Origin of the sequence: Shewanella rhizosphaerae, assembly GCF_019457655.1 — a bacterium.
Taxonomy (GTDB): Bacteria; Pseudomonadota; Gammaproteobacteria; order Enterobacterales; family Shewanellaceae; genus Shewanella; species Shewanella loihica.
This window is the reverse complement of record NZ_CP080420.1, coordinates 955,558-982,503: the sequence shown is the minus strand read 5'-3', so window position 1 is coordinate 982,503 and position 26,946 is coordinate 955,558. Positions and strand designations below refer to the sequence as shown.

26 protein-coding genes are annotated in these 26,946 nt (G+C 53.6%); 13 read left to right on the top strand and 13 right to left on the bottom strand.

Going from position 1 to position 26,946, the window contains the following annotated elements; all coding sequences use genetic code 11:
* Nucleotides 1-49: 49 nt before the first annotated feature.
* On the bottom strand, nt 50-1,825 hold the full coding sequence (locus tag K0I63_RS04410) for an ABCB family ABC transporter ATP-binding protein/permease (protein WP_220082672.1): 1,776 nt from the start codon (nt 1,823-1,825) through the stop codon (nt 50-52).
* A 291-nt stretch (nt 1,826-2,116) separates the two neighbouring features.
* On the opposite strand from K0I63_RS04410, the gene K0I63_RS04405 reads away from it, so the two are divergent.
* Nucleotides 2,117-2,401: a hypothetical protein gene (locus K0I63_RS04405; protein ID WP_041406420.1), complete on the top strand. Its 285-nt coding sequence runs from the start codon at nt 2,117-2,119 to the stop codon at nt 2,399-2,401.
* Between the two features lie 124 nt (nt 2,402-2,525).
* Here the strand turns inward: K0I63_RS04405 and aroG are convergent, their stop codons facing one another.
* Nucleotides 2,526-3,578 (bottom strand): 3-deoxy-7-phosphoheptulonate synthase AroG, encoded by a 1,053-nt coding sequence (aroG, locus tag K0I63_RS04400; RefSeq protein WP_220073222.1) that lies wholly within the window; start codon nt 3,576-3,578, stop codon nt 2,526-2,528.
* A gap of 347 nt (nt 3,579-3,925) precedes the next feature.
* On the opposite strand from aroG, the gene K0I63_RS04395 reads away from it, so the two are divergent.
* Entirely contained in the window at nt 3,926-4,741 is an 816-nt protein-coding gene (locus K0I63_RS04395) for a substrate-binding periplasmic protein (RefSeq protein WP_220082671.1), read from the top strand.
* A 184-nt stretch (nt 4,742-4,925) separates the two neighbouring features.
* On the opposite strand, the gene K0I63_RS04390 is transcribed toward K0I63_RS04395, so the two are convergent.
* The 4 genes from K0I63_RS04390 to K0I63_RS04375 all read right to left on the bottom strand — a co-directional run bounded on the left by K0I63_RS04390 (nt 4,926) and on the right by K0I63_RS04375 (nt 8,246).
* A complete protein-coding gene (locus K0I63_RS04390; protein WP_220082670.1) occupies nt 4,926-6,107 on the bottom strand; it encodes a tetratricopeptide repeat protein in 1,182 nt (393 codons plus the stop codon).
* A gap of 92 nt (nt 6,108-6,199) precedes the next feature.
* Nucleotides 6,200-6,526, bottom strand: a complete 327-nt coding sequence (locus K0I63_RS04385; RefSeq protein ID WP_220082669.1) for a hypothetical protein — start codon at nt 6,524-6,526, stop codon at nt 6,200-6,202.
* Between the two features lie 118 nt (nt 6,527-6,644).
* Complete coding sequence (locus tag K0I63_RS04380) at nt 6,645-7,895, bottom strand: ammonium transporter (protein ID WP_011864653.1); 1,251 nt, start codon at nt 7,893-7,895, stop codon at nt 6,645-6,647.
* A 12-nt stretch (nt 7,896-7,907) separates the two neighbouring features.
* A complete protein-coding gene (locus K0I63_RS04375; protein ID WP_011864652.1) occupies nt 7,908-8,246 on the bottom strand; it encodes a P-II family nitrogen regulator in 339 nt (112 codons plus the stop codon).
* Nucleotides 8,247-8,498: 252 nt separating this feature from the next.
* On the opposite strand from K0I63_RS04375, the gene K0I63_RS04370 reads away from it, so the two are divergent.
* On the top strand, nt 8,499-9,041 hold the full coding sequence (locus K0I63_RS04370) for a hydrolase (protein ID WP_220082668.1): 543 nt from the start codon (nt 8,499-8,501) through the stop codon (nt 9,039-9,041).
* Between the two features lie 106 nt (nt 9,042-9,147).
* Here K0I63_RS04370 and nrfA read toward each other — a convergent pair whose 3' ends face one another.
* Nucleotides 9,148-10,548 (bottom strand): ammonia-forming nitrite reductase cytochrome c552 subunit, encoded by a 1,401-nt coding sequence (gene nrfA, locus K0I63_RS04365; RefSeq protein ID WP_011864650.1) that lies wholly within the window; start codon nt 10,546-10,548, stop codon nt 9,148-9,150.
* A 247-nt stretch (nt 10,549-10,795) separates the two neighbouring features.
* Between nrfA and narQ the strand changes: the two genes are divergently transcribed.
* Both narQ and K0I63_RS04355 read left to right on the top strand, forming a co-directional pair.
* Complete coding sequence (gene narQ, locus K0I63_RS04360; RefSeq protein WP_220082667.1) at nt 10,796-12,499, top strand: nitrate/nitrite two-component system sensor histidine kinase NarQ; 1,704 nt, start codon at nt 10,796-10,798, stop codon at nt 12,497-12,499.
* Between the two features lie 61 nt (nt 12,500-12,560).
* On the top strand, nt 12,561-13,190 hold the full coding sequence (locus tag K0I63_RS04355) for a response regulator (protein WP_011864648.1): 630 nt from the start codon (nt 12,561-12,563) through the stop codon (nt 13,188-13,190).
* Nucleotides 13,191-13,281: 91 nt separating this feature from the next.
* On the opposite strand, the gene K0I63_RS04350 is transcribed toward K0I63_RS04355, so the two are convergent.
* Entirely contained in the window at nt 13,282-13,656 is a 375-nt protein-coding gene (locus K0I63_RS04350) for a YacL family protein (protein ID WP_220082666.1), read from the bottom strand.
* Nucleotides 13,657-13,847: 191 nt separating this feature from the next.
* The gene (fkpA, locus tag K0I63_RS04345) at nt 13,848-14,612 is read right to left on the bottom strand and encodes an FKBP-type peptidyl-prolyl cis-trans isomerase (protein ID WP_220082665.1); all 765 of its coding nucleotides are present in this window, start codon (nt 14,610-14,612) and stop codon (nt 13,848-13,850) included.
* 179 nt (nt 14,613-14,791) lie between these two features.
* On the opposite strand from fkpA, the gene K0I63_RS04340 reads away from it, so the two are divergent.
* The 6 genes from K0I63_RS04340 (at nt 14,792) to K0I63_RS04315 (ending at nt 21,327) form a co-directional block, all read left to right on the top strand.
* Entirely contained in the window at nt 14,792-15,760 is a 969-nt protein-coding gene (locus K0I63_RS04340) for a WD40 repeat domain-containing protein (RefSeq protein ID WP_220082664.1), read from the top strand.
* 13 nt (nt 15,761-15,773) lie between these two features.
* A complete protein-coding gene (locus K0I63_RS04335) occupies nt 15,774-15,986 on the top strand; it encodes a SlyX family protein (RefSeq protein ID WP_011864644.1) in 213 nt (70 codons plus the stop codon).
* Nucleotides 15,987-16,050: 64 nt separating this feature from the next.
* Nucleotides 16,051-17,460, top strand: coding sequence for a COG3014 family protein (locus tag K0I63_RS04330; RefSeq protein ID WP_258406938.1), 1,410 nt, complete (start codon nt 16,051-16,053; stop codon nt 17,458-17,460).
* Nucleotides 17,461-17,485: 25 nt separating this feature from the next.
* On the top strand, nt 17,486-18,079 hold the full coding sequence (lpoB, locus tag K0I63_RS04325; RefSeq protein ID WP_011864642.1) for a penicillin-binding protein activator LpoB: 594 nt from the start codon (nt 17,486-17,488) through the stop codon (nt 18,077-18,079).
* Between the two features lie 241 nt (nt 18,080-18,320).
* Nucleotides 18,321-20,969 carry an ERAP1-like C-terminal domain-containing protein gene (locus K0I63_RS04320; RefSeq protein ID WP_220082663.1) on the top strand — a complete coding sequence of 883 codons (2,649 nt, stop codon included), beginning with the start codon at nt 18,321-18,323 and terminating at the stop codon, nt 20,967-20,969.
* 145 nt (nt 20,970-21,114) lie between these two features.
* A complete protein-coding gene (locus tag K0I63_RS04315) occupies nt 21,115-21,327 on the top strand; it encodes a hypothetical protein (RefSeq protein WP_220082662.1) in 213 nt (70 codons plus the stop codon).
* Nucleotides 21,328-21,409: 82 nt separating this feature from the next.
* Here the strand turns inward: K0I63_RS04315 and K0I63_RS04310 are convergent, their stop codons facing one another.
* Together K0I63_RS04310 and K0I63_RS04305 are read right to left on the bottom strand one after the other, a co-directional pair.
* Nucleotides 21,410-21,976 carry a phosphoribosyltransferase gene (locus K0I63_RS04310; RefSeq protein WP_011864639.1) on the bottom strand — a complete coding sequence of 189 codons (567 nt, stop codon included), beginning with the start codon at nt 21,974-21,976 and terminating at the stop codon, nt 21,410-21,412.
* A gap of 262 nt (nt 21,977-22,238) precedes the next feature.
* The gene (locus K0I63_RS04305) at nt 22,239-24,011 is read right to left on the bottom strand and encodes an alkaline phosphatase D family protein (protein WP_220082661.1); all 1,773 of its coding nucleotides are present in this window, start codon (nt 24,009-24,011) and stop codon (nt 22,239-22,241) included.
* Between the two features lie 358 nt (nt 24,012-24,369).
* Here K0I63_RS04305 and K0I63_RS04300 point away from each other — a divergent pair, with 358 nt between their 5' ends.
* A complete protein-coding gene (locus K0I63_RS04300; protein WP_011864637.1) occupies nt 24,370-24,789 on the top strand; it encodes a CBS domain-containing protein in 420 nt (139 codons plus the stop codon).
* Nucleotides 24,790-24,829: 40 nt separating this feature from the next.
* On the opposite strand, the gene K0I63_RS04295 is transcribed toward K0I63_RS04300, so the two are convergent.
* Both K0I63_RS04295 and K0I63_RS04290 read right to left on the bottom strand, forming a co-directional pair.
* Entirely contained in the window at nt 24,830-25,519 is a 690-nt protein-coding gene (locus tag K0I63_RS04295) for an LrgB family protein (RefSeq protein WP_220083371.1), read from the bottom strand.
* 13 nt (nt 25,520-25,532) lie between these two features.
* Entirely contained in the window at nt 25,533-25,952 is a 420-nt protein-coding gene (locus K0I63_RS04290; RefSeq protein WP_220082660.1) for a CidA/LrgA family protein, read from the bottom strand.
* 100 nt (nt 25,953-26,052) lie between these two features.
* On the opposite strand from K0I63_RS04290, the gene K0I63_RS04285 reads away from it, so the two are divergent.
* Nucleotides 26,053-26,946: a LysR substrate-binding domain-containing protein gene (locus tag K0I63_RS04285; RefSeq protein ID WP_220082659.1), complete on the top strand. Its 894-nt coding sequence runs from the start codon at nt 26,053-26,055 to the stop codon at nt 26,944-26,946.

The window sequence follows — 26,946 nt, the reverse complement described above, 5'->3', positions numbered from 1 at the left end:
AACAAATATTATGCAAATCAAACCTGAACGAATACTTAATCCCACACAATTAATGCTGATTTTGTACGGTCCACAATTTCTTATACAGGCCATCGGCCGCCAACAGGCTCTGATGATCGCCACGCTCAACTATCTTGCCCTGACTCAGCACCAAGATCTGGTCGGCATCCACGACCGTCGACAGCCTGTGGGCGATGACCAGACTCGTATGCCCCTTGGCCATCTCCTTGAGCGCATTAAGAATGGCCTGCTCTGAATGGCTATCCAGCGAAGAGGTCGCCTCATCGAACACCAACAGGGGCGAGCCCTTGAGGATCGCCCTGGCGATCGCCACCCTCTGTTTCTCGCCGCCGGAGAGTTTTAACCCGCGCTCACCCACCTTAGTGTGCCAGCCTTCGCTGAGTTGAGAGACGAAATTTGACAGATGCGCCAGCTCTATCGCCGCTTTCACCTGCTCATCGCTCGCCCCCGGCAGACCATAACGAATATTCTCCAGCAGGGAGTCGTTAAACAACACGGTATCTTGGGGCACTATGGCGATGGCGCTACGCAGAGCGTGTTGAGTTAGCGCCATGGTATCATGGCCATCTATGGTGATAGTCCCCTGCTGCGTCTCATAGAAGCGAAACAATAGCTTCACTATGGTAGATTTCCCCGCGCCGCTATCCCCCACTATCGCCACCTTGTGACCGGCGGGGATTTCGAAACTCACATCGGACAAGATAGGCCTGTCACCGTAACGAAAACTCACGCCCTCAAATTTAAGGCTCCCTTGGGCGATCTGGGGCGATGTCGCATCGGGGGCATCCTCAATCTTAGGCTGTCTGTCTAACAGGCTAAACATGCGCTCTATGTTGGCCAGGGCGCCGCGGATCTCGCGGTAGACGAAGCCTAAAAAATTCAGCGGCATAAACAGCTGCATCATGAAGGCGTTGATCAGCACAAAGTCACCTATGGTCATGGCGCCCTGGCTCACCTGAGTCGCCGCCAGCGCCAACATCAGCGTCATCGCCAGCGAGATGATCAGCGCCTGACCGGCATTGAGCGCAAACAACGAGAGTCGATTCTTACGCTTGGCCACTTCCCAGCGCTCGAGGGCATGATCATACTGCTCAGACTCATAGGCCTCGTTGTTAAAGTACTTCACCGTCTCATAGTTAAGCAGGCTATCTATGGCACGGGTATTGGACTGAGAATCGGCCATCGCCGCCTCCCGCACGAAGCCGGTACGCCATTCGGTGGCGAAGATGGAGAAGAGGATGTAGGCGACGACCGCGCTCAGGGTAATTAACGCAAATGCCCAGCCATAGTTATAAAGCAAGATGCCCACCACCAGGGCTATCTCGAGCAGGGTCGGTACTATGTTGAATACCATGAAGCGCATCAAGAAGCTGACCCCGCTGGTACCGCGCTCGATATCCCGCGACAGTCCCCCGGTACGCCGCTCAAGATGAAACGCCAGATCCAGCCGGTGCAGATGGTCAAACACAGACAAGCCAAGGCGCCTTATCGCCCGCTCGGTAACCCGGCCAAATAGCGTGTCTCTCACCTCTGAGATCACCGTATTGAGCAGGCGCAGGCTGCCGTAAGCGAGCACCAGGGCGATGGGCACGGCGATCATCTGCTCGCTAGATGCCTCACTCAGGGTATCCACTAGTTGCTTGAGCACGAATGGCAGGCCAACACTCGCCATTTTGGCCACCACCAGACAGGCCAGCGCCAGCACTACCCGTCCCTTAAACTCCAATAAATAGGGCCAAAGCAATTTCAGGACATGCCAGTTCAGTTTATCGATAGGACCATCAAAATAGAGCGTGGGACGCATGGCAACTCCAGCTAGCATCAAGATAAGGACGATGGCATTTAGGTGAGTTTAAGATAAAAGCCATAACATACACCATCTTACCTCAGTAGGCTCATCCGCCACTAGCTCAATTATCCGCCTTTGCCAAGGGGTTAGCATTTTGCCTTAGATAAGGAGGTCAATATCAGACTTTTGGTGCAGTCCATCGTACAAACAGGTACAACTTTTGACTGACTAAATGATGGCAAAACCAGAAAAAAGCATTATTCTTGAGAGAATAATTATCAGTTTAGTGTTTCAACGGGGTAATTATTGTTATCTCTTGCCGGAGATTTTGATAATCTCAAGATCAGCTTAAGGCAGTTCAAGCTGAGTAAAAAGCAGAGCGGGAATAACCCCAAATTTTTAAAGGAAGCCGATATGCCACAATCATCTGACGTGCAATACCCTCCATTGCCATTGGTACAAACTTGGGTATGGATGATGACAGAATCGAACAGCCCAGAAATCCAACAAAAGGGTCAAAACAATTTAATATCGTCTTTTGGCAGTCTTGCTAAAGCCAACGAATATCTGGTGAAACAACAAGCCAAATAAACAGGCCAGCAGAACGCAAAAAAGGAAGCCAATTGGCTTCCTTTTTCATTTCAGGTCTACATCGCATCAAGCGACTATCACGAGCTCTGCAACCAACAAAACCTTGGGCAAAGCTGGCATAGCGTTAGCTGCGGCGCTCGAGCACACACTGATTCAAATTTGCCAGCAAGGTTTCGGTATCTTCCCAACCGATACAGGCATCAGTGATGCTCTGGCCGTAACACAGCGGCTGCCCTTCGATATAGTCCTGACGTCCCTCAACCAGGTGACTCTCAACCATCACACCGAAAATCGCCCGCTCACCGGCGCTCACCTGGCTGGCCACATCTTCGCCCACCAGCATCTGGCGCTTAAACTGTTTGCTGCTGTTAGCATGGCTAAAATCCACCATGATATTTTGTGGCAGGTTAGCCTTAGCCAACTGCTCGCTGATCGCCTGCACGTGCTCGGCGCTATAGTTGGGCTCCTTGCCGCCACGCAGAATGATGTGACAATCTGGATTGCCCTTGGTGGAGACGATCGCCGAATGACCATACTTGGTCACCGACAGGAAATGGTGCGGCGCACTGGCGGCGCCTATAGCATCGATAGCCACCTTGATGGTGCCATCGGTACCATTCTTAAAACCGACGGGGCAAGAGAGGCCAGATGCCAGCTCTCTGTGTACCTGTGATTCTGTGGTGCGAGCACCGATAGCGCCCCAACACATGAGATCCGCCACATACTGGGGCGTGATCATATCCAAAAATTCACCCGCGGTCGGCACGCCTAACTCATTGAGATCTAAAAGCAGTTTTCGAGCTGTGCGCAGGCCATCGTTCAGCTTGAAGCTATTGTCCATGTAAGGGTCATTGATCAGGCCCTTCCAGCCCACTGTGGTGCGCGGTTTCTCGAAATAAACGCGCATCACGACCTCGAGTTGATCCTTATATTGCTCGCGCAATTTGGCGAGTCTCTCACCATATTCCAGCGCCGCCTTAGGGTCGTGGATAGAACAGGGTCCGATGATCACCAGCAGACGATCATCTTCTTTTTTCAGGATATTGTGAATATTCTGCCGCGCGTTAAACACTGTTGCCGATGCATTTTCGCTTGCCGGAAATCGCTCGAGGATAGCGACAGGGGGTAACAACTCTTTAATTTTATTAATGCGAACGTCATCAGTTTGATAATACATGATATTTATTTTCCACTCCGGCTCTGGATTAAATAAGGGTCTCTCTATTGCACTACTGATTTCAATTTATCCAGTATCCACAGCTATTGCAACCAAACATTAATAAAATAAAGAAGATAAAAATAACCATCTGTTATATAAGATTAAATTATTATTTTTATTTAAAACTTCTTCAGCTAAGCCTGCTAGAAAAAACAGAAGTAACAAAACAAAGTGTTAACATTTATCTGGAAATCGACCAAAAGCCTATCTATAGTAGATTATTAATGGTCATAAGAGAGTCATATTGAGGCTCTCGAAACAGTGCCGATGGCGCTACAGCCCCTGTTGAGGTAACCATCCCCCCAATGAGAAGATTGCTGCTGGCATCTGGTTTTATGCTAGTTTCTAACCCACTCCTGGCACAAAATGCTAACACTGAGATCTCCTTTGCGGTCAGCAACACCATACCCCCTTACTTCTTTGCTAACGGTCAAAGCGGAATTCAATATGAGCGTCTCGCCTCCGCGTTAGCCAAGCAGTCCCTATCGATCGGTCATATCTATCTGTCACCCAATAAGCGAGCCTTTCGTCAGGTCGCCAGTGGCAATGTCGACTGCCTCATCAATGCGCCGGAAAACTTGGCGGGTCTCTACTACACCCGCAGCCTAATCAGCTACCAAAACAGCGTGTTTACCCTGGCCAGCAATAAACTTGTGATCGACTCGGTTGCCGATCTGGCCGGGATCTCTGTCATGGGGTTTCAGAACGCGACCCAATACTTAGGTAGAGACTTCTATCAGATGGCGCTCAGTAACCCACAATATGGCGAATCCAATAGTCAGAAGAGTCAGGTGATGATGCTGTTTTCCGGGCGGGTCGATGCCATCATCCTAGAGGGGCGCATCTTCGACTACTACCGTGAGCAACTCAAGTTTAGAGTCGACACACTGCAGCCAACCTCTCGCCACTCCCTATTTGCAGCGGCGCCGCGCAAGATAGCCTGCCACAGTCAGTCCATAGCACAAAAGATAGATCTGGGTATAGCACAATTGGATAGAGAAGAAGCTGAGGAGATGAGGAAAAGCATTCCCTCTGCGCCAGAACCCAAACTCGGAGCAGAGCCAGAGTCTAAGCCTGAGTCGAAACTTGAACCAGAAAAGATGCCTGAAGCTCTCAAGTAACCCGCTAGCTATTCATGCGGCTAACGATTCATTGAGTGAACTAATTATACGGTCATTAAACCAAGGCATACGTGCCTGTTTGCCTTGGTTTATAGAAGACTTAATCTATGAATAAACTGGTCTCTAAATAACCTTTTCTCTGAATAACCTTTTCTCTGAATAACTTTTTCTCTGAATAAAAAGACTAATGGATCCCTTGATGGGACTGCATCGCCTGCAGCTTGGCCTGATAACGTCGCTGATTATATTCATCCACCGACAGCGACAGTGCCTTTTGCATGTTCAGCTTAGCCCTGCGCTCATCGCCCGTGGCCCAATAGGCCCTGGAGAGTCCAAAGTAGAACTCATGGCGATAATCGGCCTTCTCTACCGCACGTTTATACCAGGTGAGCGCCGTCTGATATTCATGCTCTGAGTAGGCTTGCTGCGCCATGTCATAGTAGTAATAGGGATTGCGGATCCTGACCAGCTCAAGGGTCTTATGTACCTTGGCCCACTCCTCTAGCCTGTTTTGACTGGCGAGTAACACCCCATAGTTAAACAGGGCATTCATATCCTCATTGTCTCTGGAAAGCGCCAGCTTATAGAGACTTTCCGCCCTATCATCCAACCCCTTGTAGCGATAGAGGATCGCCAGGGTATTCAAGGCGGGAATAAAATCGGCCTTTAACATCAGGCTCTGCTTCAGATAGGCATAGGCCTGATCGTAACGTCCCTCAACCAGAGACTCGGCCGCGACATTGTTATAGAACATCGCCATGACAGTGGTTCTGTCAATTCGCCGTTTGGCATAGCCACGCATGGTACGCTCGGGCAGAAAATCTATCTGCAACGCATTTTTGTCGGCAAGGAAGGTATCACTCGTCTCCCTAGGAATGAGGCGCAGATTGATGTGACCATTCACCAGATAGAAATCACCGGCCTTGTCCCACACTGGCGGCACTTCGACCTCTTGAAACTCGACATCGACCCCCAAGGCATCGGCAAGCGAGGCACTGAGTAACACCAACGACAGACAGTTACCGGCGCGCGCATTAAAGGTATCCGCTGGGATCTTTGTTAGATTATCTTGGTATTTGAAACCGCCTTTATCGGCGTTGATGTAGTTGGCTAGCCACAAGTTAGCGGCAATATAGTCGCGCGCCATTCGGCTGCGCTTATAATCTTGCCGCAGATCGATCGTGACCTGAGTCGGCAGCGCAAACAGCTTATCCGGCGTGACCTGAACCGCAACCGCCGCGAATTCATCGTCGGCAAAGTACTGATCGATATTAGCGAGGGTTTCCTTACCCGGGCCGCTGGCACAACCGCTCACTATGAAGAATAACAACAAGATAGCGCGCTTATACTCAATTAGCCTTTTCATATTAAACCTACGCTGATGAGGGCACCGTAAGATCTATCATAAAGTAGGCTTTTTCATTTTGCCCCACGCAAAGCGTTACAAAATATTAACAATCACTGAGATACTGGCGGATCGACCTGAATATAGAGCTGCTGAGAGTCTACGCCCTCGGATTGATACAGATAGGGGCGGTAGAAACTCGCGCCGCAACGATAGTAGGCATAGGGCGACTTAAACAGCACGCAGCCCAAGGGCAGACTCTGTAGTATCTGGATCTGCTGCTGCAAACGCAGGGATTCCCGCCACTCAAAGTCCTGCTGCACCTTGTCGCGCACGGCGAAGGCGTCGAAGGGTTCGCTCGCCTTACGCACCACCACCTGGCCCGCCTGCAACTGAATTGAGACCAGCAACGAAAACAACACCCAGAGAGACTGCTTCATGTTAGCGCTCCTCACACCATACTTTTCGATAGCATAATACAAAAGACAGGGTCCGCACCATGAGGTACGGACCCTGTTAATTCTACTATCAGTTTTGGCAATCTGTTTTGACTAGCCGTTAACTGGCGCTCTTGAGTGAGACAAACTCTGGGTAAGCATCGATGCCGCAATCCGATGCATCCATACCGTTATACTCTTCCTCTTCAGAGACACGGATCCCCATGGTGATCTTGAGGATATACCAGGCAGCGAAGGAAACCCCAAATACCCAAGCGAAGATGACCGAGGCGCCATAGAGCTGACCCAGCACGGTCGCATCGGCATTTGACAGCGGCACCAGCATCACACCGAACAGGCCGGCAACACCGTGCACAGAAATAGCACCGACAGGATCGTCAATCTTGACTCTGTCGAACATCACGATGGAGAAGACCACCAGACCGCCGGCAACCATGCCGATAACTCCGGCCAGAGGCAGTGATGGCGACAAAGGATCTGCGGTGATAGCCACCAGGCCCGCCAAGGCGCCGTTTAAGATCATGGTCAAGTCCGCCTTACCCCATACCATCTTACAGACCACCAGGGCTGAGACGGCGCCGAAGGCGGCTGCAGAGTTAGTGTTAACGAAGATCTTCGCCACCGCCGACGCGTTCTCGGCGTCAGACACCAGCAGCTGAGAGCCACCGTTAAAGCCGAACCACCCCATCCACAAGATGAACATACCTAGGGTTGCCATCGGCAGGTTAGAACCAGGGATAGGATTCACCTGACCGTTAGGGCCATACTTGCCCTTACGAGCACCGAGTAACAAGACACCCGAGATAGCCGCAGCCGCGCCCGCCATATGTACTATGCCACTACCGGCGAAGTCGACAAACCCAGCCTCGGAGAGGAAACCGCCGCCCCAGGTCCAGTAGCCTTCGACAGGATAGATAACCCCAGTCATTACCACAGAGAAGATCAGGAAGGCCCACAGCTTCATACGCTCGGCTACGGCGCCAGAGACGATAGACATAGCGGTTGCCACAAACACCACCTGGAAGAAGAAATCCGATTCCAGCGCGTGGTCAGCATCGCTGGCCTGAGCACCAATGAGGCTAGCAAACGATGGCAACCAGCCACCCTCGGCATTATCCACATACATGATGTTGTAACCCACCACCAAATACATGATACAGGCGATGGAGTAGAGACAGACGTTCTTGGTTAAGATCTCTGTGGTGTTCTTGGAGCGCACCAGACCCGCTTCCAACATGGCAAACCCGGCCGCCATCCACATCACCAGCGCGCCTGAGATCAAGAAATAAAAGGTGTCGAGAGCAAACTTCAACTCAGATACTGTCGCACCTAGTGTTACTAACTCTTCCATTGGAATTCCCCCTTAAAGTGCTTCGTTATCGAGTTCGCCGGTACGGATACGGATCACCTGATCGAGATCCGTCACGAAAATCTTGCCGTCGCCTATCTTGCCCGTATGCGCCGCCGCGACGATGGACTCGATAAGGTGATCGACGTTTTCAGCCTTAGTAGCGATATCCAGTTTGACCTTAGGCAGAAAATCCACCTGGTATTCGGCGCCACGATAGAGCTCTGTATGGCCTTTCTGACGTCCGAACCCCTTCACCTCGGTCACCGTCATCCCCTCAATCCCCAACCCTGCAATGGCTTCTCGCACATCATCGAGTTTGAATGGCTTGATTATTGCGCTGATTAATTTCATTACCGCCTCCGACTCATCTTAGTATTCTTGCTGATGCCAAAGGCAATTCAATCATCAGGCCAATATTACAAAACCTTAACATTCATAAACTTAGTAATAGCGGCGCCCTTGATGCTGCATATAAATGCACCAATTAGGTGCGACTATGCACAGAGCGCACAAAAATAGCGCAGTCGCCTATTCGACTTATGACGGATTGGGTGGCGAAATTATCCGGGTATGATGGAGTCATCACCCATAGAGGAGCGCCCTATGCTGCAACCACAGGAATGTGTACTCATCATCGTCGATGTTCAGGGAAAGCTGGCCACCCTGATGCACCAGGCTGAGGAACTGGAAACCCGGCTCACCACACTGATAAAGGCGGCCGAGCTGTTTGATATCCCTGTCGTCTGGCTGGAGCAGCTGCCCGATAAACTGGGCGCCACCAGCCCGGCATTGGCCGAGCTGCTGACGCCTCATTATCAGCCTATCCCTAAGGCTCACTTTAGCGGCTGGCACGCCGAGCCCTTCAGACAGGCACTGCAGCAATATGGCAGGCACAAGGTGTTGCTCGCGGGCATAGAGACCCACATCTGCGTCTATCAGACCTGCCGGGATCTGCTGGACAACGAATATGAGGTGCACTTGGTGACCGACGCCGTCTCCTCGCGAACCGAGGCCAATAAGCAGTTAGGCTGTGAGATGATGACCCAGCACGGCGCCTTGCTGACCAATAGCGAGTCTTTGCTGTTCGAGCTACAGGCAGAGGCCAGTGGCGACAGATTCAGAGCCCTGCTGAAGATGATAAAATAGTGACGAAATAAAGCGGTGAAAATATAAGATCGTGAAAGTATAAAGTCGTGAAGATATAAAAAAGCCCCGGATAACCGGGGCTTTTACTATGCAGGGGGGGGAGAAATTAGTAAGTTGCTTCGCGCTTCTTAGCTTCGGCATCCCACTTAGGCAGTACAGTCTTCTTGAACTCTGCCTTGTCGGCATTCAACTTGTTCATGTCCATACCCAGTGCAGCTTGCGCCTTGGCCTTGGTAGAAACATCTGGGAAGGCGATAGGTTGCTTAACACCTTTGGTTGCTAGCAGTTGAGCTAGTTTGATGCGTGCATCACCAGCCTTATCTACCGCAGTACCTAGGATGCGTAGCGCTTCGTCAGCTGCGTGAGCCGCAACACCGTGAGAGGCAGTTGCATAGTCCCAGCGCCATTGTGCGTGACGAATATCCATTAAGATTGGCTTCATTTCAGCTTCAGTTGCACCCGCATCCCAAGCCGCTTTAGCTTCGAAGTGCGCCTTAACTAGCTGAGACTCAGCACGTGCCTTAAGGTCAGCAACCTTAACTTTGCGCTCTTTCGTCAGGTTAACCATGAACTCTTTGCTTTGAGTATGACAAGTCGCACAAGTCTCTTCGAAGCGATCGAATGGGTTACCTACTTTATGGTCGGTAAACTTACGACCTTCAGCATTCTTCACCTTAGGCATATGACAGTCGGTACAGGTCACATTGTTCTTACCGTGTACGCCTAGCTGCCAAGTTTCATAGCCTGGGTGCTGTGCTTTCAGCATAGGAGTCTTAGATACGGCGTGAGTCCAGTCTTTGAACTCCATGTTGTCGTAGTAGACTTCCATCTGCTCAACAGTTGTGCCCATGTCCCAAGGGAACTTAACAAAGCCTTTGCGATCTTTGGTCTTCTCGAAGTAGTACTCTACGTGACACTGACCACACACCATAGACTGCTTGTCTTTCTTAGAAGCCTTGTCAAATGGCGTGCCTAGTGTTGCCATGGCGCGCTCGGCGAATGGACGAGACATACGCAGTTTAGAAGAGCCTTTCTCGTGACAGTCAGAACAACCGATAGTGTTCACGATTTCTGCGCCACCTTTGTACCACTTACCAGTGAAGTAGCCATCTTCGCCCTGCTCTTCGATCACGCGAGGCACGTCTGGGCTCTTACATGACCAACATGCCATTGGCATTGGGCCATCTTCGGCAGACTTAGGTGCACCGGTACGCAGTGTGTTACGTACGTCGGTTACCGCATACATATGACCACGAGGTGCATTGTAATCTTTTGCGAAGCCGTAACCTGCCCACAACACAACTAGGCTAGGCACTTCTTCAAGCATATCGACAACTTCTTTGCTTTCGGCTGTGTCATGCCAGCTGTTGTACTGCTTAGAAAACTTATCTTTGTAGACTTCGTTACGTGGCTCAGTCTTGTCACTTGCCATCACGCCGGTAGCCATCAGGCCAGCGGCGACCAAAGCACTCAGTGCAAAGGTTTTTGTAGTTAATGTTCTCACCATCTCATCTCCGTGTTACTTTTTATAGTAGTCTTAAAAACCACAACATCTCCAAGGCCAAAGTTAGTCCCTTAACCCCGTTAAAAATATACCCCTTATGGGGTATCCGGGTTAAAACTTGAGGCAGATCATAATGTGAATGTGTTGTTGGTCACATTTTTATCACCTTGTTAATTTTATCAGCAATTGCTAAACAAGTATCATAGTCCAAATTTCCGATTTTTCCCTATAATTTAATGAGTTCTAATACATGAAGAAAGGCAGCCTCACCTCCACCATATTAAGGTTAATGCTGGCCTTAATTTTACTTTCCAGTGGACTCGCCACCTTCGCCATAGCTAATTTGGCTTATAGCCTGGGAGACGCCAGAGCCATCAACGCCTCCGGCTCGCTGCGTATGCAGAGTTACCGTCTGATGTTCTACGCCAACTCCGGCAGCGAGGGAGCCGACGACAAAATTAGAGAGTTTGAGGCCACCCTCCACTCGGATGCGCTGAAACGCTCTCTAGACTGGATGACCCCGGACGATCTCGCCTCCCAGTACCTGTTGGTTATCCAGAAGTGGCAGGTGATGAAGCAATATATCGAAGAGGAGAACTCGCGCCTCTATGTCTCCGCCCTCAAAGATTTCGTCGACACCATAGATCTCTTCGTGCTGGAAACCGAGGAGTTCGCCGCCTTCAAGCTCAAGCTACTGGCCGCCAGCCAGATCACCGGCCTGGGTCTCATGTTGCTGATCGCCTTCTTCGCCGTACGCTTTACCAAGCGTAAGGTGGTCACTCCCCTCAATCAGTTGATGGAGTCCGCCAACACCATCTCTAAGGGAGAGTTTGATGTCACCATGCCAGACAGCGAATATGTCGAGCTTAGCTCGCTCAGCAACGCGCTGGCCACCAGTGCCAGAGAGCTGTCGACCCTCTATAACAACCTGGAAAATCAGGTCAAAGAGAAGACCTTCGCCCTCACCCGCGCCAACAACGAGCTCAAGCTGCTTTACGACAACCTGGTGATGCTGCATTCGGGCAAGCTGGAGATCAGCACCCTGAAACAGGCACTGAATCAGCTCAGGGCCCATGAACCCAACAGCTTCCTGCGCCTGGTGATCGCCCAGGATGACAAGGAGAAGCTCTACATAGATGCCGACGGCGGCTGGCCCATCGCCTCGCGCAGCCAGACCCGTTTCCCGCTAAAATTTGCCGACAACGAGCTGGGCTATCTTGAGGTCACTGCCCTGGGTGAGATCAATCATCCCCTGTTTGAGAACTTCGCCATCATGCTGGCCCGCTCCATCGTCATCTATAACGCCGGCGAGCAGCGCCAGCAGTTGGCACTGATGGAGGAGCGCGGCGTGATCGCCCGCGAGCTGCACGACTCTCTGGGTCAGCTACTCTCATTTCTCAAGATCCAGGTTAATCTGCTCTCCAAGGGGCTGGACAGCCAGTGTCGCAGCCCTCAGGTAGAGGAGCAGCTCAAGGAGATCAACGAGGGGGTCAACACCGCCTATGTGCAGCTGCGTGAGCTGCTATCGACCTTCCGCCTGACCATTAAAGATCCCAACCTCAATCATGCGATTGAGATGATGCTCGACCAGCTCAGGGGACAAACCACGGCCAAGATCACCCTGGAAGATAAGCTGCCTATTCAGCTGCTCGGCGCTCACCAACACATTCATGTACTGCAGCTTACCCGTGAGGCGACCCTCAACGCCATCAAGCATGCCCAGGCGGATCATATTCATATCTGTTGCACCCGCAGCGGCAATAACGTCAAAATCAGCATCAGCGACGACGGCGTTGGCCTGGAGAAGCTCAAGGAGAGGGATCAACATTTTGGCATAGGAATCATGCATGAACGCGCAAGTCGCCTCTCGGGTGTGGTAGACTTCAGCAGCAATGAACAGGGCGGAACCACGGTCACCTTGCTTTTCCCGCCCGAACAAGAGCCGCGCCAGTAGGGATGCTGGTGATATAAGATACTAATTTTTAAATAAAACAGACCTCAGTGGAGGCAATAAAATGGGCAAACCATATTCAGTTTTGGTCGTAGACGATCATCCCCTGCTACGTCGCGGGATCTGTCAACTTATCACCTCTGACTCAGACTTCACCCTATTTGGTGAAGCAGGCAGCGGCCTAGATGCCCTGTCGGCAATTGCCGAAAACGAACCGGATATCGTGCTACTGGACCTCAACATGAAGGGGATGACAGGGCTAGATACCCTCAATGCCTTACGTCAGGAAGGGGTCACCAGCCGCATCGTGATCCTCACGGTATCCGATGCCAAGCAAGATGTTATCCGCCTGGTCAGGGCCGGCGCCGACGGTTACCTGCTGAAAGACACAGAGCCGGATCTGCTGCTGGAGAAGCTGAAGAATGCCATGCAGGGTCACAGAGTGATCTCTGAGTCGGTGGAAGACTTCATCTATGAGCTGAAAGATGGCGCCGACGAGCAGGCCTGGATAGACAACCTAACCCCGAGAGAGCTACAGATCCTCGAGCAACTGGCCGAAGGTAAGAGCAACCGGGTGATCTCAGAGCAGCTGCATATCAGCGAAGGCACGGTCAAGGTGCATGTGAAGAATCTGCTGCGCAAGGCCAACGCCAAGTCACGCACCGAGATGGCGGTACGCTACCTTAACCAATGAGCCTAGGTGCTACGCCGGTCAAAACAGCTAAAACGTAAAAAGGCAGCCTGAGCTGCCTTTTTCTTTGCAAGATTTCCCGTACTTTCTCTGCTTATCGGCTCTCTTCGATGAAGGCCTGCCAGCTCTTGAGCGCCGCCTCAAAATCCTCAAGGCCACAGAAGGCCTGGGACTCACCGTCATACAGGGACATGGACTCATCCAGCAAGGTGTCGTCATCCATCTCAAGGGCGTTGGCAAATACTCTGGCCTGCTCTTCATCCAGCTCGAGAGAGATCCCCTGGCCGACAAAACGTTGCTCAGTCAGCCTACCCTGCTGCAGCGCCGCTATGGTCGAGGCGATCTGCGCTATGAGGGCCTTATCTTCGCCCAGCTCATCGACGAACCAAAGCCCCATAATCTCATGATCCATGGTGAACTGAGCCACCAGGGTCCCGGTCAATGTGTTGCGGCGAAATTCATATTCCATAAGCTGTCTTCCCCAAGGTTACCTTGCAAATTCTAACCTAAGGCCGAGACAATGCCAGAGTTATCCGATCCAGCTGGGACTAAGCGGCGAAAATTCCCCCTAGCTGTTCACATATGCGGTTCTCACAGTCTTTTCTTTCGGCCACAAAAAAGGGCGCCTAAGCGCCCTTTTTAAGCCTTTAGTAATTAGGCTTACTTAGCCGCTGCGGCTTCTTCTGCTGGTGCAGCTTTCTCAATAGAAAGCAGCTCAACTTCGAAGATCAGCGTAGAGTTAGCTGGGATGCTACCTGTGTCGCGGCTACCATAGGCCAGCTCGGCTGGGATCACGAAACGGTACTTAGAACCCACAGACATCAGCTGAACACCCTCGGTCCAACCTGGGATAACGCGGTTTAGCGGGAACTTAGCGCTCTGACCACGGGCGATAGAGCTATCGAACTCGGTGCCGTCGATCAGTGTGCCCACATAGTGCACTTCAACCGTATCTTCGGCGCTTGGCTTGTCGCCAGTACCTTCGGTGATCACTTCATACTGCAGACCTGAATCTGTGGTCGTTACGCCTTCTTTCGCCTTGTTGGCTTCTAAGAAAGCCGCGCTCTCAGCCTTGGCTTTCTCGGCCAGTGCAGTGGCTTGTGCCTGACGCTTTTCGTTTAGCTGCTCGTCTAGACCTTGCAGTACTGTCTGCATCTCTTCTTCAGTCAGCTTAAGCTCATCGTTCAGACCATTGCTAAAGCCTTGAATGATCAGGCTACGATCCACTGGTAGACCTAGCTCTTCCTGCTCTTTGATATGACCAGACATATATTTACCGATAGACGCACCTACGCTATAGGCTTGCTTCTGCGCCTGGGTCTCGAGTTTAACTTCTGCCGGTTTTGTTACTTTTTGTTCTTGGTTACAAGCAGTTAGACCAACCACCGCCAACGCGACCAGTGACATTTTATAAATGGACTTCATTAAAGCTTCCTCAGCATTTTCTTGTGGTTACAATAACCTTACTCTTCTAAGACGAACCACTTTATACTAGTTAATTAACATATACCAATTACATTGATTAAGTTTCATCAATGTCGGCTGGCGCCCTTACGCCAGGCGAAAACCTTTGAGCTAGAGACAACGCAACCAGGAACAAGTTCATGAGCAGAACCAGATTGCTACATTTTTGTACACTGATTGCTTGTACGCTCCTGCTGAGCGCTTGCCAGCCTAAGCCCGAGGTCAGCAGCCTGGTCGCCGAACCCAGCTATGACGCTAGCCTCTCCCCCCAGGCCCGATATCTGTTGGTCAGCACCACCAGCAACAACCTACAGCTATGGGATCTCACCAAGAAAACGCTTAAATATCAGTGGATCCACGGTAAAGCGGGCGGCACAGCCATAGCCACGGCCCTGTCTGATAACCTGAAATATGCCGCCTCCATCAGCCGCGACTCGGTGGCCCTGTGGAACACGGATGATGGCCAGCCCTTGGGATGGTGGTCACTGCCCGCCAACGGTCAGTGTCTGGCGCTGGCCGATAACGGTACCCTGCTCATCGGCCTCACCGACGGCAGCGTCATGTCGCTCAATCGCCAGACAGATACCCTGATCAAGTTCCTCGGCCACAGCGAGAAGGTCAACAGCGTGGCCTTGTCCGCCGACGGCCGCTGGGCGCTGTCCGGCGGCAACGACAGTAAAGTCTTCCTCTGGCAGGCCAACACCGGCCAGCCTTTGCACCAGTGGCAACTCCCCAGCCGGGTATTAGAGGTGAGCCTAAGTCAGGATGCCAGCCTGGCGTTTGCCGCCGACAGCACCAACAAGGCCGACATCTGGCAGACCCAGACAGGTAAACCTGTGTCGTCGCTTAAAATAAAACGCCGCACAATGAACTTTTCCACCGCGCGCTTTACCAAAGATAATCAGACACTGCTAACGGGCACTCCCGCCAGAGAAGTGAGCGTTTGGCGGGTAGCCGATGGAAAAATGCGCGCCAACTGGCAAGTTACCCGCACCGAGCGTGCCCAAATCAAGGGCGCCGTTGTATACTCTGTGGCTGAAACCATTAATGGGCAGATCATCAGCTTTAGCAGCAATGGCTTGCTGGAGACCTGGCCCAAGCCCGATTGATAGAGGATTTAAATTGGTGCAACTAGAACAACGAATCGAAGATCTTGAGATGAAACTGGCGTTTCAGGATGACACCATAGAGTCACTGAACCAGCAGGTGATCAGGCTCAATGACCTACTGGCGGACCAACAGGAGAAGTTACGCCTGCTCACCAGCAAGCTCTCCCAGGTCGAACCCAGCAACATCGCCAGTCAGGCGGAAGAGACGCCACCACCTCACTATTAAATCGATGCCGCGCTGGGCGCGGAGCCATTTGACGGAACTTGCTTTACAAAGGATCTGACCCGCTATGTCACACCAAAGCAGCCCCCATAACCGAGTCTCAAGGCGATACCGCGCGGCATTTGCCGGCGCGCTCTTGTCGCTCACCCTATCGGGCTGCGCCTTTAACAGCGTGTTCATCAGCTACCCCTCTCAGTTGGCACCGGTGAAGGCCGACCTCGGCAGGCAAGGCGATGCCGCCCTCTATCGACAGTTCGACGATGCCATCACGGGACAAGATGGGCTGCTGTACGCCCAGGAAGCGGGGCGTATCGCCCAGATCACTGGCAACTTCGAGGCCAGCAAAGCCTATTACCAGCAGGCGGTCGATGCCTACCAGAAGTTTGATGAGCAGGCGGTGATCAGCGCATCCGACCTCGGCGCCACCGCCAGCAGCCTGTTTATCAACGACAATGTTATCCCCTATCGCGGCCCAGGTTATGAGCGCATCATGCTGCACCAATATCAGGCCTTAAACTATCTCTTTAGCCGAGACAGTCAGGGGGCACTGGTGGAGGTCAGGCGCAGCAACGAGCTACAACAGAGCGAGCAGGCCAGATACCAAAAATCCCAGGCCTCGGTACAGGCGATGGCCAACGGCACCATAGACGCCGAGGTCAATCGACTCGGGCAGGCGGCAGGCACCACCACAAGTTCCTTCCTCAACGCCTATAGTTACTACACCACAGGCCTGCTGCATGAGCTGCTGGGGGAAGAGAACGACGCCTTCATCGATTATCGCAAGGCGGCGCAGATAACTCCTGATAACCCCTATCTGCAACAAGATCTGGTGCGTCTGGCCAAGAAACTGGCCATGCCACAATATGAAGAATTTAAGCGTCGTTGGGGCGATGCCAAGCTGGCAAAGGCGGGACAGGGCCAGGTGGTGGTCCTGCTCGAGCGGGGATTTGTCCCCGAGAAGCAGAGCTTTACCGTGCCATTTCGTATCCACGGCAACTGGCAAACCGCCTCCCTGGCCACCTATGCCCCGGGCAGGGTAAGCGTGCCTCAAGGCGAGCTCGTCGGCCTGGGCACAGTGCTGCAAACGGCGCCGCTCGCCAATATCGATGCCCTGGCGATCACCGCCCTCAAGGAGGAGCTCCCCAGCGCCCTGTTTCGCCAGGCCGCGAGGATCTACGCCAAGGCAGAGATGGCCCGCAGCGTGCGCAGCGAATCGAAGCGGCGCAATGATGAGTTCGATGCCGGTGCCATCGCCATGCAGATCTTTAACGTGGTCACAGAGCAGGCCGACAGGCGTAGCTGGTTGACCTTGCCCAGACAGGCACAGCTAGGGCGCCGCTATCTGGATGCGGGCCAGTATCAAATCCGCCTGGGGCAGTCCCAGACGCAAGCGATTGACGTACAAAGCGATAAAACCACATTAATTTGGATAATTGAGACTGGTAATTTCACCCGTTTTTATTCAATAATCATCTAATCAAGACTAAGGAATCGGTATTTTTATGAAAAAATTCAACCTCATTTTTATCATTGCCGTGGCGATTGGCCTGGCGGGCTGTCAATCTAAGGTGCAGTACGGTGATGCAACTGAAGTCGAAACCGTTAATGAAAACTTCGGTTCTACGGATCTTCAGGCGATCACCGCCAAGATGGTCGACAGCATGCTGAGCTTCCCGCCAGTGGTCGCCATGACAGCCAAAGATCGTCCCGTGATCTTCGTCGACAAGATTAAGAACAAGACCTCAGAGCATATCGACACCGAATCGGTTACCGACTCTATCAGCAACAAGCTGCTGCGCTCGGGTAAGTTTCGCTTCATCGACATGACCAAGGTCGACACGGTACGCAAGCAACTGGATTATCAGAACAATGCCGGCATGGTCGACCCATCGACCGCCATCAACTTCGGCCGTCAAATCGGTGCCCAATATATGCTGTACGGCAACCTGTCGAGCATAGTTAAGCAAGATGGCAGCACCAAGGATGTCTACTACAAGATGACCATGCGCCTGATGGATCTGGAAACCGGCCTGATCGAATGGTCTGACGAGAAAGAGATCCGCAAGACCAAGTCGAAGTCTTTCCTCGGCATGTAAGCCTGTATCTCCTTTAAAAAACCAGCCCAGCGCTGGTTTTTTTATCTCTTGTCATCGGCGAGCAATCGCCAAAAGCAGGTGAAGATACAGAATTTTTGTCGATAAATTCTACTGCCGAGCGGTAGAGTCGGGTAGAATGTGGCGGCCTTTGGCACTCATTCGTGATGCGGCTATTTACCCGCCCCTTGACTGCCAGCCAAACCGACAAGCCCTCGAGCATATAGAATAAGAAGGACCCATTTTGAGACTGTTTTCCCTGTGCGCTAGCCTCCTACTCTGCCTCCTTATCGGCGCATGTCAAAGCACCTCCCCTGGCAGCAAACAGCGCAGCGAAAAGTCCCTGGGCATCAGCGCCAGTATCGCCAAGCAGCGTGCCAGCAGAGTCAGTCAGGTTAGCTACCAGCTGCACCTCGACCTTACCCAGGCGAGGCGCTTCAAGGGCGAGGCGCAGATCCAGTTTCAGTTAGCCGACACCCAGCAGGCCTTGAGCCTAGATCTGGAGCAGGCGCTCATCAGTCAACTTGTCATCAACGGCCAGAAACTTTACCCCAACTATGATGGCCACAGGCTGGTGATCCCGGCCAGCCTGCTACAGGGCGGCGCCAACCTGATAAAGGTGGACTTTAGCAGTCCCTACAGCCATGAAGACCAAGGGCTTATCGAGTTTATCGACCCTAAGGATGGTCTTCGCTATCTCTACAGCCATTTCCTGCCCTCCAGCGCCCAGACCCTGGCGCCGCAGTTTGATCAGCCAGATCTCAGGGCCAGCTATCGGCTGAGCGTGTTGGCACCCAGCGACTGGCAGGTTGCCAGCGCGGCCAAGGTGCAGAGCCGTCAGCCAGTAGATGAGAGCCGTCAGGCATTAGACGAGAGCCGTCAGACTGTGGGCGAGAGCCATCAGCCAATAAGCCAAAGCAGTCTTTGGCAGTTTATGCAGAGCGAGCCGGTCAGCCCCCATAACTTCTCCCTGCTCGCGGGGCCTTATCACACCTGGCAGAGTGAGGCCGAAGGCATAGCGCTGCAGCTGGTCGCCCGTCAGTCCCAGGCAGAGTCAATCGATGCCGAGACCTGGCTATCACAGACCCAGCAGGCCCTTAACTATTATCAGCAGCGCCTGGGCAGCAAGTACCCCTTCGGTCACTACACCCAGGCAATCGTGCCTCACTTGCCGAGTGAGTTTCGCGCCAGTCAGGCACAGACCAGCTTCGATGAGCGAAGCCTGCCCCAGGGCACACCTCGCCGTGAGATCCTGCGGGCATTGGCCGAGCAGTGGCTGGGCAATCTGGTCACTCTCAAGTGGTGGGATCAGCTCTGGCTCAATCAGAGCCTGGCCTATTTGGTTGCCGACGACGCCGAGGCCCGGCTGTTTGGCCAGACTCAGGCCGAAGAGCAACAGAGTTTTATCCGCAGCCCCGAGCAGGTAGAGCAGCAGATCGCCAACAGCCTGGAGCTATTTTCGCAAGATCCCTTGCCGAGTCAAAACAAGGCGATCGCCCAGCTAAATCAGCTGAAATTTATGCTGGGCGATACCAACTTCTACCAGGGCATAGGCACCTATCTCGAGCGCTTTTCCCTGCAAAATGCCGACCTTAACGACTTTATTTCGAGCCTAGAGCAGGTTACCAAACAGCCCCTGAGCCAGTGGAGCCAGGCGGCCTTTAAGCGCGCCGGCGTCACCCGCCTTGAGGTGGCATTCAGCTGCGCAGGCGATCGCATATCGCGCTTTGACCTCAAACAGCATAATGGCGATCTGGGTAGCACACAGAGGATCAAGCTAGGTCTGTTTACCCTGGGGCGACATGGCCTGCACAAGAATCTGGTGAGCGAAGTCGATTACCAGGGCGCGAGCACCGAGGTCAAGCGCCTCAAGGGAGTGCGCTGTCCCGACTTGGTGTTTAGCAACTATCAGAACAAGGCCTACGTCAGGGTCAAGCTGGACAAAGCCTCTCTCGAGACGGCCCTCTTGCACCTTGGCAGCCTGGAAGAAGCCGATCTCAGGCGCATGCTGTGGCAATCCCTGTGGGAGTCTGTACTGGCCGGCGAACTGCCCCTGCCCCGCTTTATCGGCAGCGCCCTGGTGAACCTACCAGCTGAAACCGATCCCCAGGTGCTGGTCGGTGCTCAAGACCAGCTTAAACAGGCCAAAGCCCTGCTGGAGCAGATGAGTCCCAATCAGCAGCGCTATAGCCGTCAGGCCCTCAACGCCATCGCTCAGATGAGCCTGCGCCTGACCATCAGCAACAAGGCTGATCCCGCGCTGCAATCTCTGTGGTTCGACAACTACCTGCACTTTGCCGTCAGTCATCAGGCAAAGCGTCATCTGGCGGCGCTGCTCGAGGAGAGAGAATCGCTACCCGGCATCACGCTCACGCCCGAGCGCCGCTGGCAGATAATCACCCACCTCAATCGCTATGACTACCTGGGCAGTGAACGCCTGCTGCTCAAGGAAAAGCAGAAGGATAGTTCGCCCGAGGGGCAAACGGCGGCGCTCGGCGCCCTGGTGGCCCGTCCCCGCGCCAAGGAGAAACGCCAGTGGTTCGAGCGTATCCAGGCCCACAGCAAGGAGAGCGATCCTCAGCTGCTGGAAAAATTAACTCAGGTGATGCGCCACCTCTACCCCAGCGAGCAGAAGGCCCTGAGCCAGGCCAGCGCCGAGCAGCGTCTGGCAGAACTTGCCGAGGTGGACAAACGCAACAGCCAGGCATTCATGCAGAGCTACACGGCTAACCTGCTGCCCAGAAGCTGCAGTTACGCTAGCCTACTCAGGCTGCAGGCACTGCTCGATAAACCAGAGGGCTATAGCCCAACGACCCTGAGAGGCATCAATCGGACCATAGCCGCCGAGCAAGAATGTATCCGGGTGCAAGAGGCGATGCAGCCAAATCCCTAACATTGGTAGATCTAGTCAGCCCCTCGTAAGCAGCATAGATAAAACAGGATAAGGGCCTGGTAGCAAAACATTTTTGAGTTATAGTGAGATAACAGACATTGGGACGTCTAGGTCTACAGGCCCTAGCATAAACAGGAGCAAGCCCATGGGCATTTTTCAACTCGCCGCCATCGCCATCATAGGCGCCTTCGCCTTCGCCGCCTTTAAGGAGCACAACCGACGACAGGCCAGCGTAGACAACAGCGAAATTGATGCGCTTAAGGCCGAGATAGATAAACTCAAATCCCGCATCGCCATCCTAGAGAAGATAGTCACGGACAAGGCCTATCAGCTGGGTGACGAGATAGACAAGCTATAAACAGATTATGGCAAGAATTAGCACCAATAAAAATGCCACCCTAGGGTGGCATTTTTTATGCTGCTAATCATGGCTCAACGCGTTATACGAAAAGCTCTTTGATGTTCTTCAGATCGCCCTTACCGTTGGCGATCTCCTCTGGCGACAGGCCAGAAACTTCGTGTGGGAACACCAACCAGTCTTCAGACTCGTGGATGAAGTAGTCCGGCTTCAAAGATACCGCGGTATTCTTCGGCTTGTAGTAAGGGCAGGCAATACGCACGTCGGTTGGCATGTTGAGGCGCATCAGCTCGGCCAGCTTCTCTTTCAGGGCGTGGATGCTGCGGCCAGAGTCGAACACATCGTCGACAATCAGCAGGCCGTCATCGGCGTTGGCGTTCTCGACGATATAGTGCAGGCCATGCACCTTGATCTGCTTGCTCTGCTTATCTGTGCCAATGCCATAGTAAGAGGAGGTACGCACGGCGATATGGTCCGTCTCGACCTTCTTGAAATCGAAATATTCCTGGACCGCAATCCCTATCGGGGCACCGCCACGCCATATGCCGACAATAAACTGTGGTCTAAAACCGCTCTCATAAACTTGCGCCGCTAGGCGAAAAGAATCTTCCAGCAATTCCTGTGCGGTAATAAAGTGTTTCTCAGACATCAGGCCGTCCCCATCTTGTTCTAATTGGTCTTTGAGAGGGAGGAAGGTAATCCATCGATTAGGCTTCGCCCCAAATCCAGCGTAGCACAAGGGGCGCGTATTGAACTTCAACACGACGACAATCGACGCTGCGGGATTTGGAGCTGAATTTTATACTAAAAATTTCCCCCATGCAGAACTAAATAACGAAACTTGGACGGGGGATGCATTTTTAAAGGTAAAAAAGCCGCCTCTAGGGCGGCTTTATCGGCTTAAAACAGGCTTATGCCGCGGTGATCTTAGGCTCACCCGCCATGGTCATCGCCGCGTAGTGCTTGTCAGTCGCCTCGCTGAACTCGCTGTCGAGAATGGTATCGACAAAGTGCCAGTCGCTGCGCACCGCCTCTGAGGTGAAGGTCAGCACCATGAAGCCGCGATCTCTCAAGTTGGTGTACTTGAGGCCATCGACCAGGTCGACGACGCCGGCCTCGGTCACGCTCTGCTGGTCGGCAGGAATGCCAAGGTAATACTCGAGTCCAGGAGAAGATACCGAGCTAGTCGCATACTCTACGCCCACTAGGTCCCCATGGCTGTCCTTAAGCTCGTTTGCCCAGGCGTTATGGGTATCACCGGCGATCACCACCAGGTTAGCGCCCTTCTGCTTGGCCGTAGCCAGGATCACCTCACGCTCGTAGGCGTAGCCATCCCAGGCATCCAGGTTGTAGGGGATAGAAGGCAGTTGCAACAGCGCCATCACCTCAGGCGTCAACTTGTACTGGTTGCCTATGAGGAAGCTGTATTCCTGTGGAGTCAGGGTCGGATCATTGGCCGCCGCACGGGCCGCCAGCTGCGCCAACGCGCCTAGCTCGGCATATTCATAAACGGAGAGCTTCTGCATGGCGATCGCCGCAGGCAGCATCATGGTACCCATCAAAATCTGTTGTCCCAGCACCTGCCACTTACCCGTGGCGCTCAGCAGACTGGCCTGCAACCACTGTAGCTGCTCGGCCCCCAGCAGAGTACGCTCTGTGCTGGTGACATCCGCCATGAAGCGGGCACTGTCCATGGCACCTGTGGTGGCATCGACATAGTCGGCGTAGTCCAGCTGCTTATCACGAGCCAGTACACGAGTGTCTAGCATGTGCAGGTCGACCAGATCGCCGAAGCTGAATGAGCGATAGATCTCCTCGTGGTTGCCCTCGCGCCATGGACGGATAGGCAGCCATTCGAAATAGGCTTGCAGGGCGCCCATCTTGCGGGCCTCGAAGTCACCCTCACCCTCGTTGTGGTTTTCGGCGCCGCCAGACCAGGTGTCGTTCGCCACCTCATGGTCATCCCATACGGTAATGAAAGGCACCTTGGCATGCAGTGTCTGTAGAGACTCGTCGCTGCGATATTGACCGTAACGGGTGCGATAGTCTGACAGGGTAAAGAGTTCACCGGCAGGCAGTACTTCACGGCCAAGCTCGGCAGCATGTTCGCTGGCATAACCGCCGCGACCATACTCATAGATGTAGTCACCAAGGTGCACCACGGCGTCCAGCCCTTCCTGCTGACCCGCCAGCTCATAGACGTTGAAGAAACCGGCAGGGAAGTTAGCACAAGACATCACCGCCAGCTTGACCTGCTCGACGGCGCCTTCAGGTAGCGTCTTGGTCATGCCGACACTTGAGACCTGCTCACCGGACATGAAGCGATAATAGTAGGCCGTACCCGAATCCAGGCCGATAGCATCGACCTTCACTGTGTAATCGCGATCGGCGTTAGTGGTGGTCTCGCCGTTTGAGATCATCTGGGTAAAATTGGCGTCGGAAGCGATCTCCCAGCCGACCTTGACGTCACCGTCTGTGTCGGGGGTTACTCGGGTCCAGAGGATCACTGCGCTGTGGGTAGGGTCACCACTGGCGATACCGTGTAGAAATTGAACCTTGGGGGCGGTTTCTTGCTTATCGTCATCACTGCTTGAACAGCCCATCAGGCCATAGGAGACAACGGCGGCACCCACACCCTTGGCCGACATGGCCAGAAAATCCCTGCGAGAATAATTGGTTTTCATTGTTATTCCTTTATTTGAGCCGGTTATCCCTTGTGCCCTCGGTTCACACCATGTGAAGCTGAAAACGCGTACTGCGAAAGATAACTGACCTTGTTATTGTTATTCCTGGTAAGAGGTCTAATGACTCTAATTATCAATTAACAATATTGCAAAATTATTATGATCACGGCAACCGCTAGTTTCGACTAAGGGCCACAGCGGCGGCAGCAGAACATCTCGACAGAGGCTTGCTTATCGCCATGTCACAGCATTTTTCGCCAAGCAGAGGTCGTACCCACCACTTGCCTGTGTGCATTTTTCAACCACGGCGTAAATAGCTGTTATGATGAAGGCATCCCCATAGTTGAAGGAGTCGACCATGAGAGTCAGCGATATCATGACCACAGACACTGTGTGCATCAGCGATCAGGCCACCACCAAGGATGCCCACCTCTTGATGAGTAGCCGCGGCGTGCGCCACCTGCCCGTCATCAGCGAAGCCGACGGCACCCTAGTTGGCATATTGACCCACAAGAAGATGATCAGCACCGTCATGGGCATGTTGACCCATTACGGCAACGAAGGGCTGGATCGTCAGGAGCGGCGCACCTCGGTGGCCGAGATCATGGATAGGGAATTTCAGAGGGTCACGCTGGACGAGCCTCTTGCGGTCGTGGTGGACTACTTCATCGACAATAAGCTGGGCTGCCTGCCTGTGGTCGACGACAATCACAAGGTGATCGGTATCCTGACCTCGTCAGACTTCGTTAAGCTGTGCGCCTCACTGCTAAAACAATGAGGCATCAAAACAGACAACCGCTCTAGCCGGTAGCGCCCGGCTACACCAGCAGGTAGGCGAACAGCGGCGCACCGATCACCATGGCGATACCGGTAAAGATCATGGTGAGGCTGGCCACCACGCCCTCCTCCCGGCCATATTCGGCGGCCTTGGCCGCCCCCACCCCGTGGGCACTGGCGCCTAAGGCGGCGCCCTTAGCCAGAGGGCTAGAGATCTTCGCCAGCCTGAACACAGGACCACACAGCAACATGCCCAGCACACCTGTCATCAACACCAGCACGGCGGTGAGATCCGGCACGCCGCCAAACTCGCGGGTCGCCTCCAGGGCAAAGGGGGTCGAGACCGAACGCACCAGCAAGCTGTGGGACAGCTCGGGCGGCAGATAGATAACCCTAGTCAGCAGCCAGGAGGAGACCAAACCCGCCAACAGGCCGGTGAGCACGCCCAAACTCAGGGTCAGCGGATAACGGCGGATAAGATGGCGCTCGCGGTAGATAGGCAGGGCGAAGGCGATGGTCGCCGGTGCCAGCAGCAAACTGAGGTAGTGGTTGTACTCGAAATAGGTGGGGAGCGGAATGGCAAAGCCCACCACCAAGGCCAGCAAGAAGCCCGGCGTCAGCACCATGGGCGACAGCCACCAGTGACCGAAGCGGCGATAGAGACTCTTACTCAGGCCATAGCTGACCAGGGTCGCCAGCAAACAGCCAAGGCCAAGCAGAGACAGGTGCATGGAAGCCAACATATCAGACGCCCACCGCTTTGGCCGCGCCGGCCTGTCTGAGGCGGCGCTCATACTTGAAGACCCTGTCTATCACGAAGCCGGTGATCAGCAAGACGCTGGCACTCCCCAGCACTAAGGTGCAGAGCAGGCTGACACCATACTGCTCAAGCAGCGGCGCATAATGCATCGAGGCCACCACGGGCGGAATGAAGAAGAGCAGCAGCTCACCGAGCAGCCAAGCGGCGCCGCGGGCCACGAAACGCTCCGGCAACCAGTTTAGCGCCAGCAGGGCCAGAAGCGCCGCCAGGCCAATCACACCGCTGGGTAGCGGCAATGCCAGCCGAGTCACCAACCATTGGGCGGCCAGGGCCAGTAGAGACAATAACCCCACCTGCAACAATAGCTGCAGCAAGTTTCTAAGTGGGGGAAGGTAAGTTGCCATGAAAAACTCTGTCTAACGAGATGATATGGCGATCTTACGCTTGCCATTTAAATAAAAAAAATGAATATTATTTATAAAATGAATCACCAAAAGCTATTTAATGGATCTTAAGGCACTACACTACTTCGTCGAGATCGTCGCCTCGGGAGGCTTTAACCGCGCCGCCGAGCGGATCCATATCAGCCAGCCCGCTCTGTCCAAGTCTATCGCCCAGCTGGAGAGCGAGCTGGCATTGCCTCTGCTCACCCGCGGCAAACGCGGCACTAAGGTGCAGCTCACCCCCCATGGTGAGGTGGTCTACCGCCACGCCCTCAGGCTTTTGGAAGATAAGCAGGCAATGATGGAGGAGCTGGCTCAGCTGAAGGGCCTCAATCGCGGCATACTAAAACTGGGGCTGGCGCCGCTGGGCAGCGCCGAACTGTTCGCCCCCATCATCGCCAAATATCGCCAGGCCTACCCAGAGATAGAGACCCAGCTGCTGGTTCGCGGCGGTGTCGAGCAGACCCAGGCCCTGCAACAGGGGGAGATAGAACTCGCCACCGGCATTATCGATCTCAAGGACCGCTATGAGGGGATCGCCATCCATACCGAGCCTATGGTGGTGGTACTTCCCAGCGAGCATCCGCTAGCCAGGCGCTCGGAGATCCCCCTTGGCGAGCTCGATGGCCAGGCGCAGATCCTGTTTGAGTCTGAGTTTTCCCTGCATGAGATGGTGATCAATGCCTGCCAGCAGGCCGGTGTGAGCATCAAGAACCCCACCCAGGTGAACCAGCCGGAGTTTGGCGTCGCCCTAGTGGCCGCCGGGATCGGCCTGATGCTACTGCCTAAATTTATTGCCGAGCGCTACCGCCCCAACGGCGTTATCACCCGCCCCCTGATCCAGACGGATCTCAGCTGGCAGATGAGCCTGTTTTGGCGTAAAGATCTCAGCCTCTCCTTCGCCGCTCAGGCGATGATAGATCTGGTCAAACATCATCAGGCAAGCGGCGCTTAG

Bases quoted from the DNA above. Each gene is read 5' to 3' on its own strand.
- K0I63_RS04410 (WP_220082672.1), bottom strand. From the start codon at position 1,825: ATGCGTCCCACGCTCTATTTTGATGGTCCTATCGATAAACTGAACTGG.
- aroG (WP_220073222.1), bottom strand. From the start codon at position 3,578: ATGTATTATCAAACTGATGACGTTCGCATTAATAAAATTAAAGAGTTG.
- K0I63_RS04395 (WP_220082671.1), top strand. From the start codon at position 3,926: ATGAGAAGATTGCTGCTGGCATCTGGTTTTATGCTAGTTTCTAACCCA.
- K0I63_RS04390 (WP_220082670.1), bottom strand. From the start codon at position 6,107: ATGAAAAGGCTAATTGAGTATAAGCGCGCTATCTTGTTGTTATTCTTC.
- K0I63_RS04385 (WP_220082669.1), bottom strand. From the start codon at position 6,526: ATGAAGCAGTCTCTCTGGGTGTTGTTTTCGTTGCTGGTCTCAATTCAG.
- K0I63_RS04380 (WP_011864653.1), bottom strand. From the start codon at position 7,895: ATGGAAGAGTTAGTAACACTAGGTGCGACAGTATCTGAGTTGAAGTTT.
- K0I63_RS04375 (WP_011864652.1), bottom strand. From the start codon at position 8,246: ATGAAATTAATCAGCGCAATAATCAAGCCATTCAAACTCGATGATGTG.
- K0I63_RS04370 (WP_220082668.1), top strand. From the start codon at position 8,499: ATGCTGCAACCACAGGAATGTGTACTCATCATCGTCGATGTTCAGGGA.
- nrfA (WP_011864650.1), bottom strand. From the start codon at position 10,548: ATGGTGAGAACATTAACTACAAAAACCTTTGCACTGAGTGCTTTGGTC.
- narQ (WP_220082667.1), top strand. From the start codon at position 10,796: ATGAAGAAAGGCAGCCTCACCTCCACCATATTAAGGTTAATGCTGGCC.
- K0I63_RS04355 (WP_011864648.1), top strand. From the start codon at position 12,561: ATGGGCAAACCATATTCAGTTTTGGTCGTAGACGATCATCCCCTGCTA.
- K0I63_RS04350 (WP_220082666.1), bottom strand. From the start codon at position 13,656: ATGGAATATGAATTTCGCCGCAACACATTGACCGGGACCCTGGTGGCT.
- fkpA (WP_220082665.1), bottom strand. From the start codon at position 14,612: ATGAAGTCCATTTATAAAATGTCACTGGTCGCGTTGGCGGTGGTTGGT.
- K0I63_RS04340 (WP_220082664.1), top strand. From the start codon at position 14,792: ATGAGCAGAACCAGATTGCTACATTTTTGTACACTGATTGCTTGTACG.
- K0I63_RS04330 (WP_258406938.1), top strand. From the start codon at position 16,051: ATGTCACACCAAAGCAGCCCCCATAACCGAGTCTCAAGGCGATACCGC.
- lpoB (WP_011864642.1), top strand. From the start codon at position 17,486: ATGAAAAAATTCAACCTCATTTTTATCATTGCCGTGGCGATTGGCCTG.
- K0I63_RS04315 (WP_220082662.1), top strand. From the start codon at position 21,115: ATGGGCATTTTTCAACTCGCCGCCATCGCCATCATAGGCGCCTTCGCC.
- K0I63_RS04310 (WP_011864639.1), bottom strand. From the start codon at position 21,976: ATGTCTGAGAAACACTTTATTACCGCACAGGAATTGCTGGAAGATTCT.
- K0I63_RS04305 (WP_220082661.1), bottom strand. From the start codon at position 24,011: ATGAAAACCAATTATTCTCGCAGGGATTTTCTGGCCATGTCGGCCAAG.
- K0I63_RS04300 (WP_011864637.1), top strand. From the start codon at position 24,370: ATGAGAGTCAGCGATATCATGACCACAGACACTGTGTGCATCAGCGAT.
- K0I63_RS04295 (WP_220083371.1), bottom strand. From the start codon at position 25,519: ATGCACCTGTCTCTGCTTGGCCTTGGCTGTTTGCTGGCGACCCTGGTC.
- K0I63_RS04290 (WP_220082660.1), bottom strand. From the start codon at position 25,952: ATGGCAACTTACCTTCCCCCACTTAGAAACTTGCTGCAGCTATTGTTG.
- K0I63_RS04285 (WP_220082659.1), top strand. From the start codon at position 26,053: ATGGATCTTAAGGCACTACACTACTTCGTCGAGATCGTCGCCTCGGGA.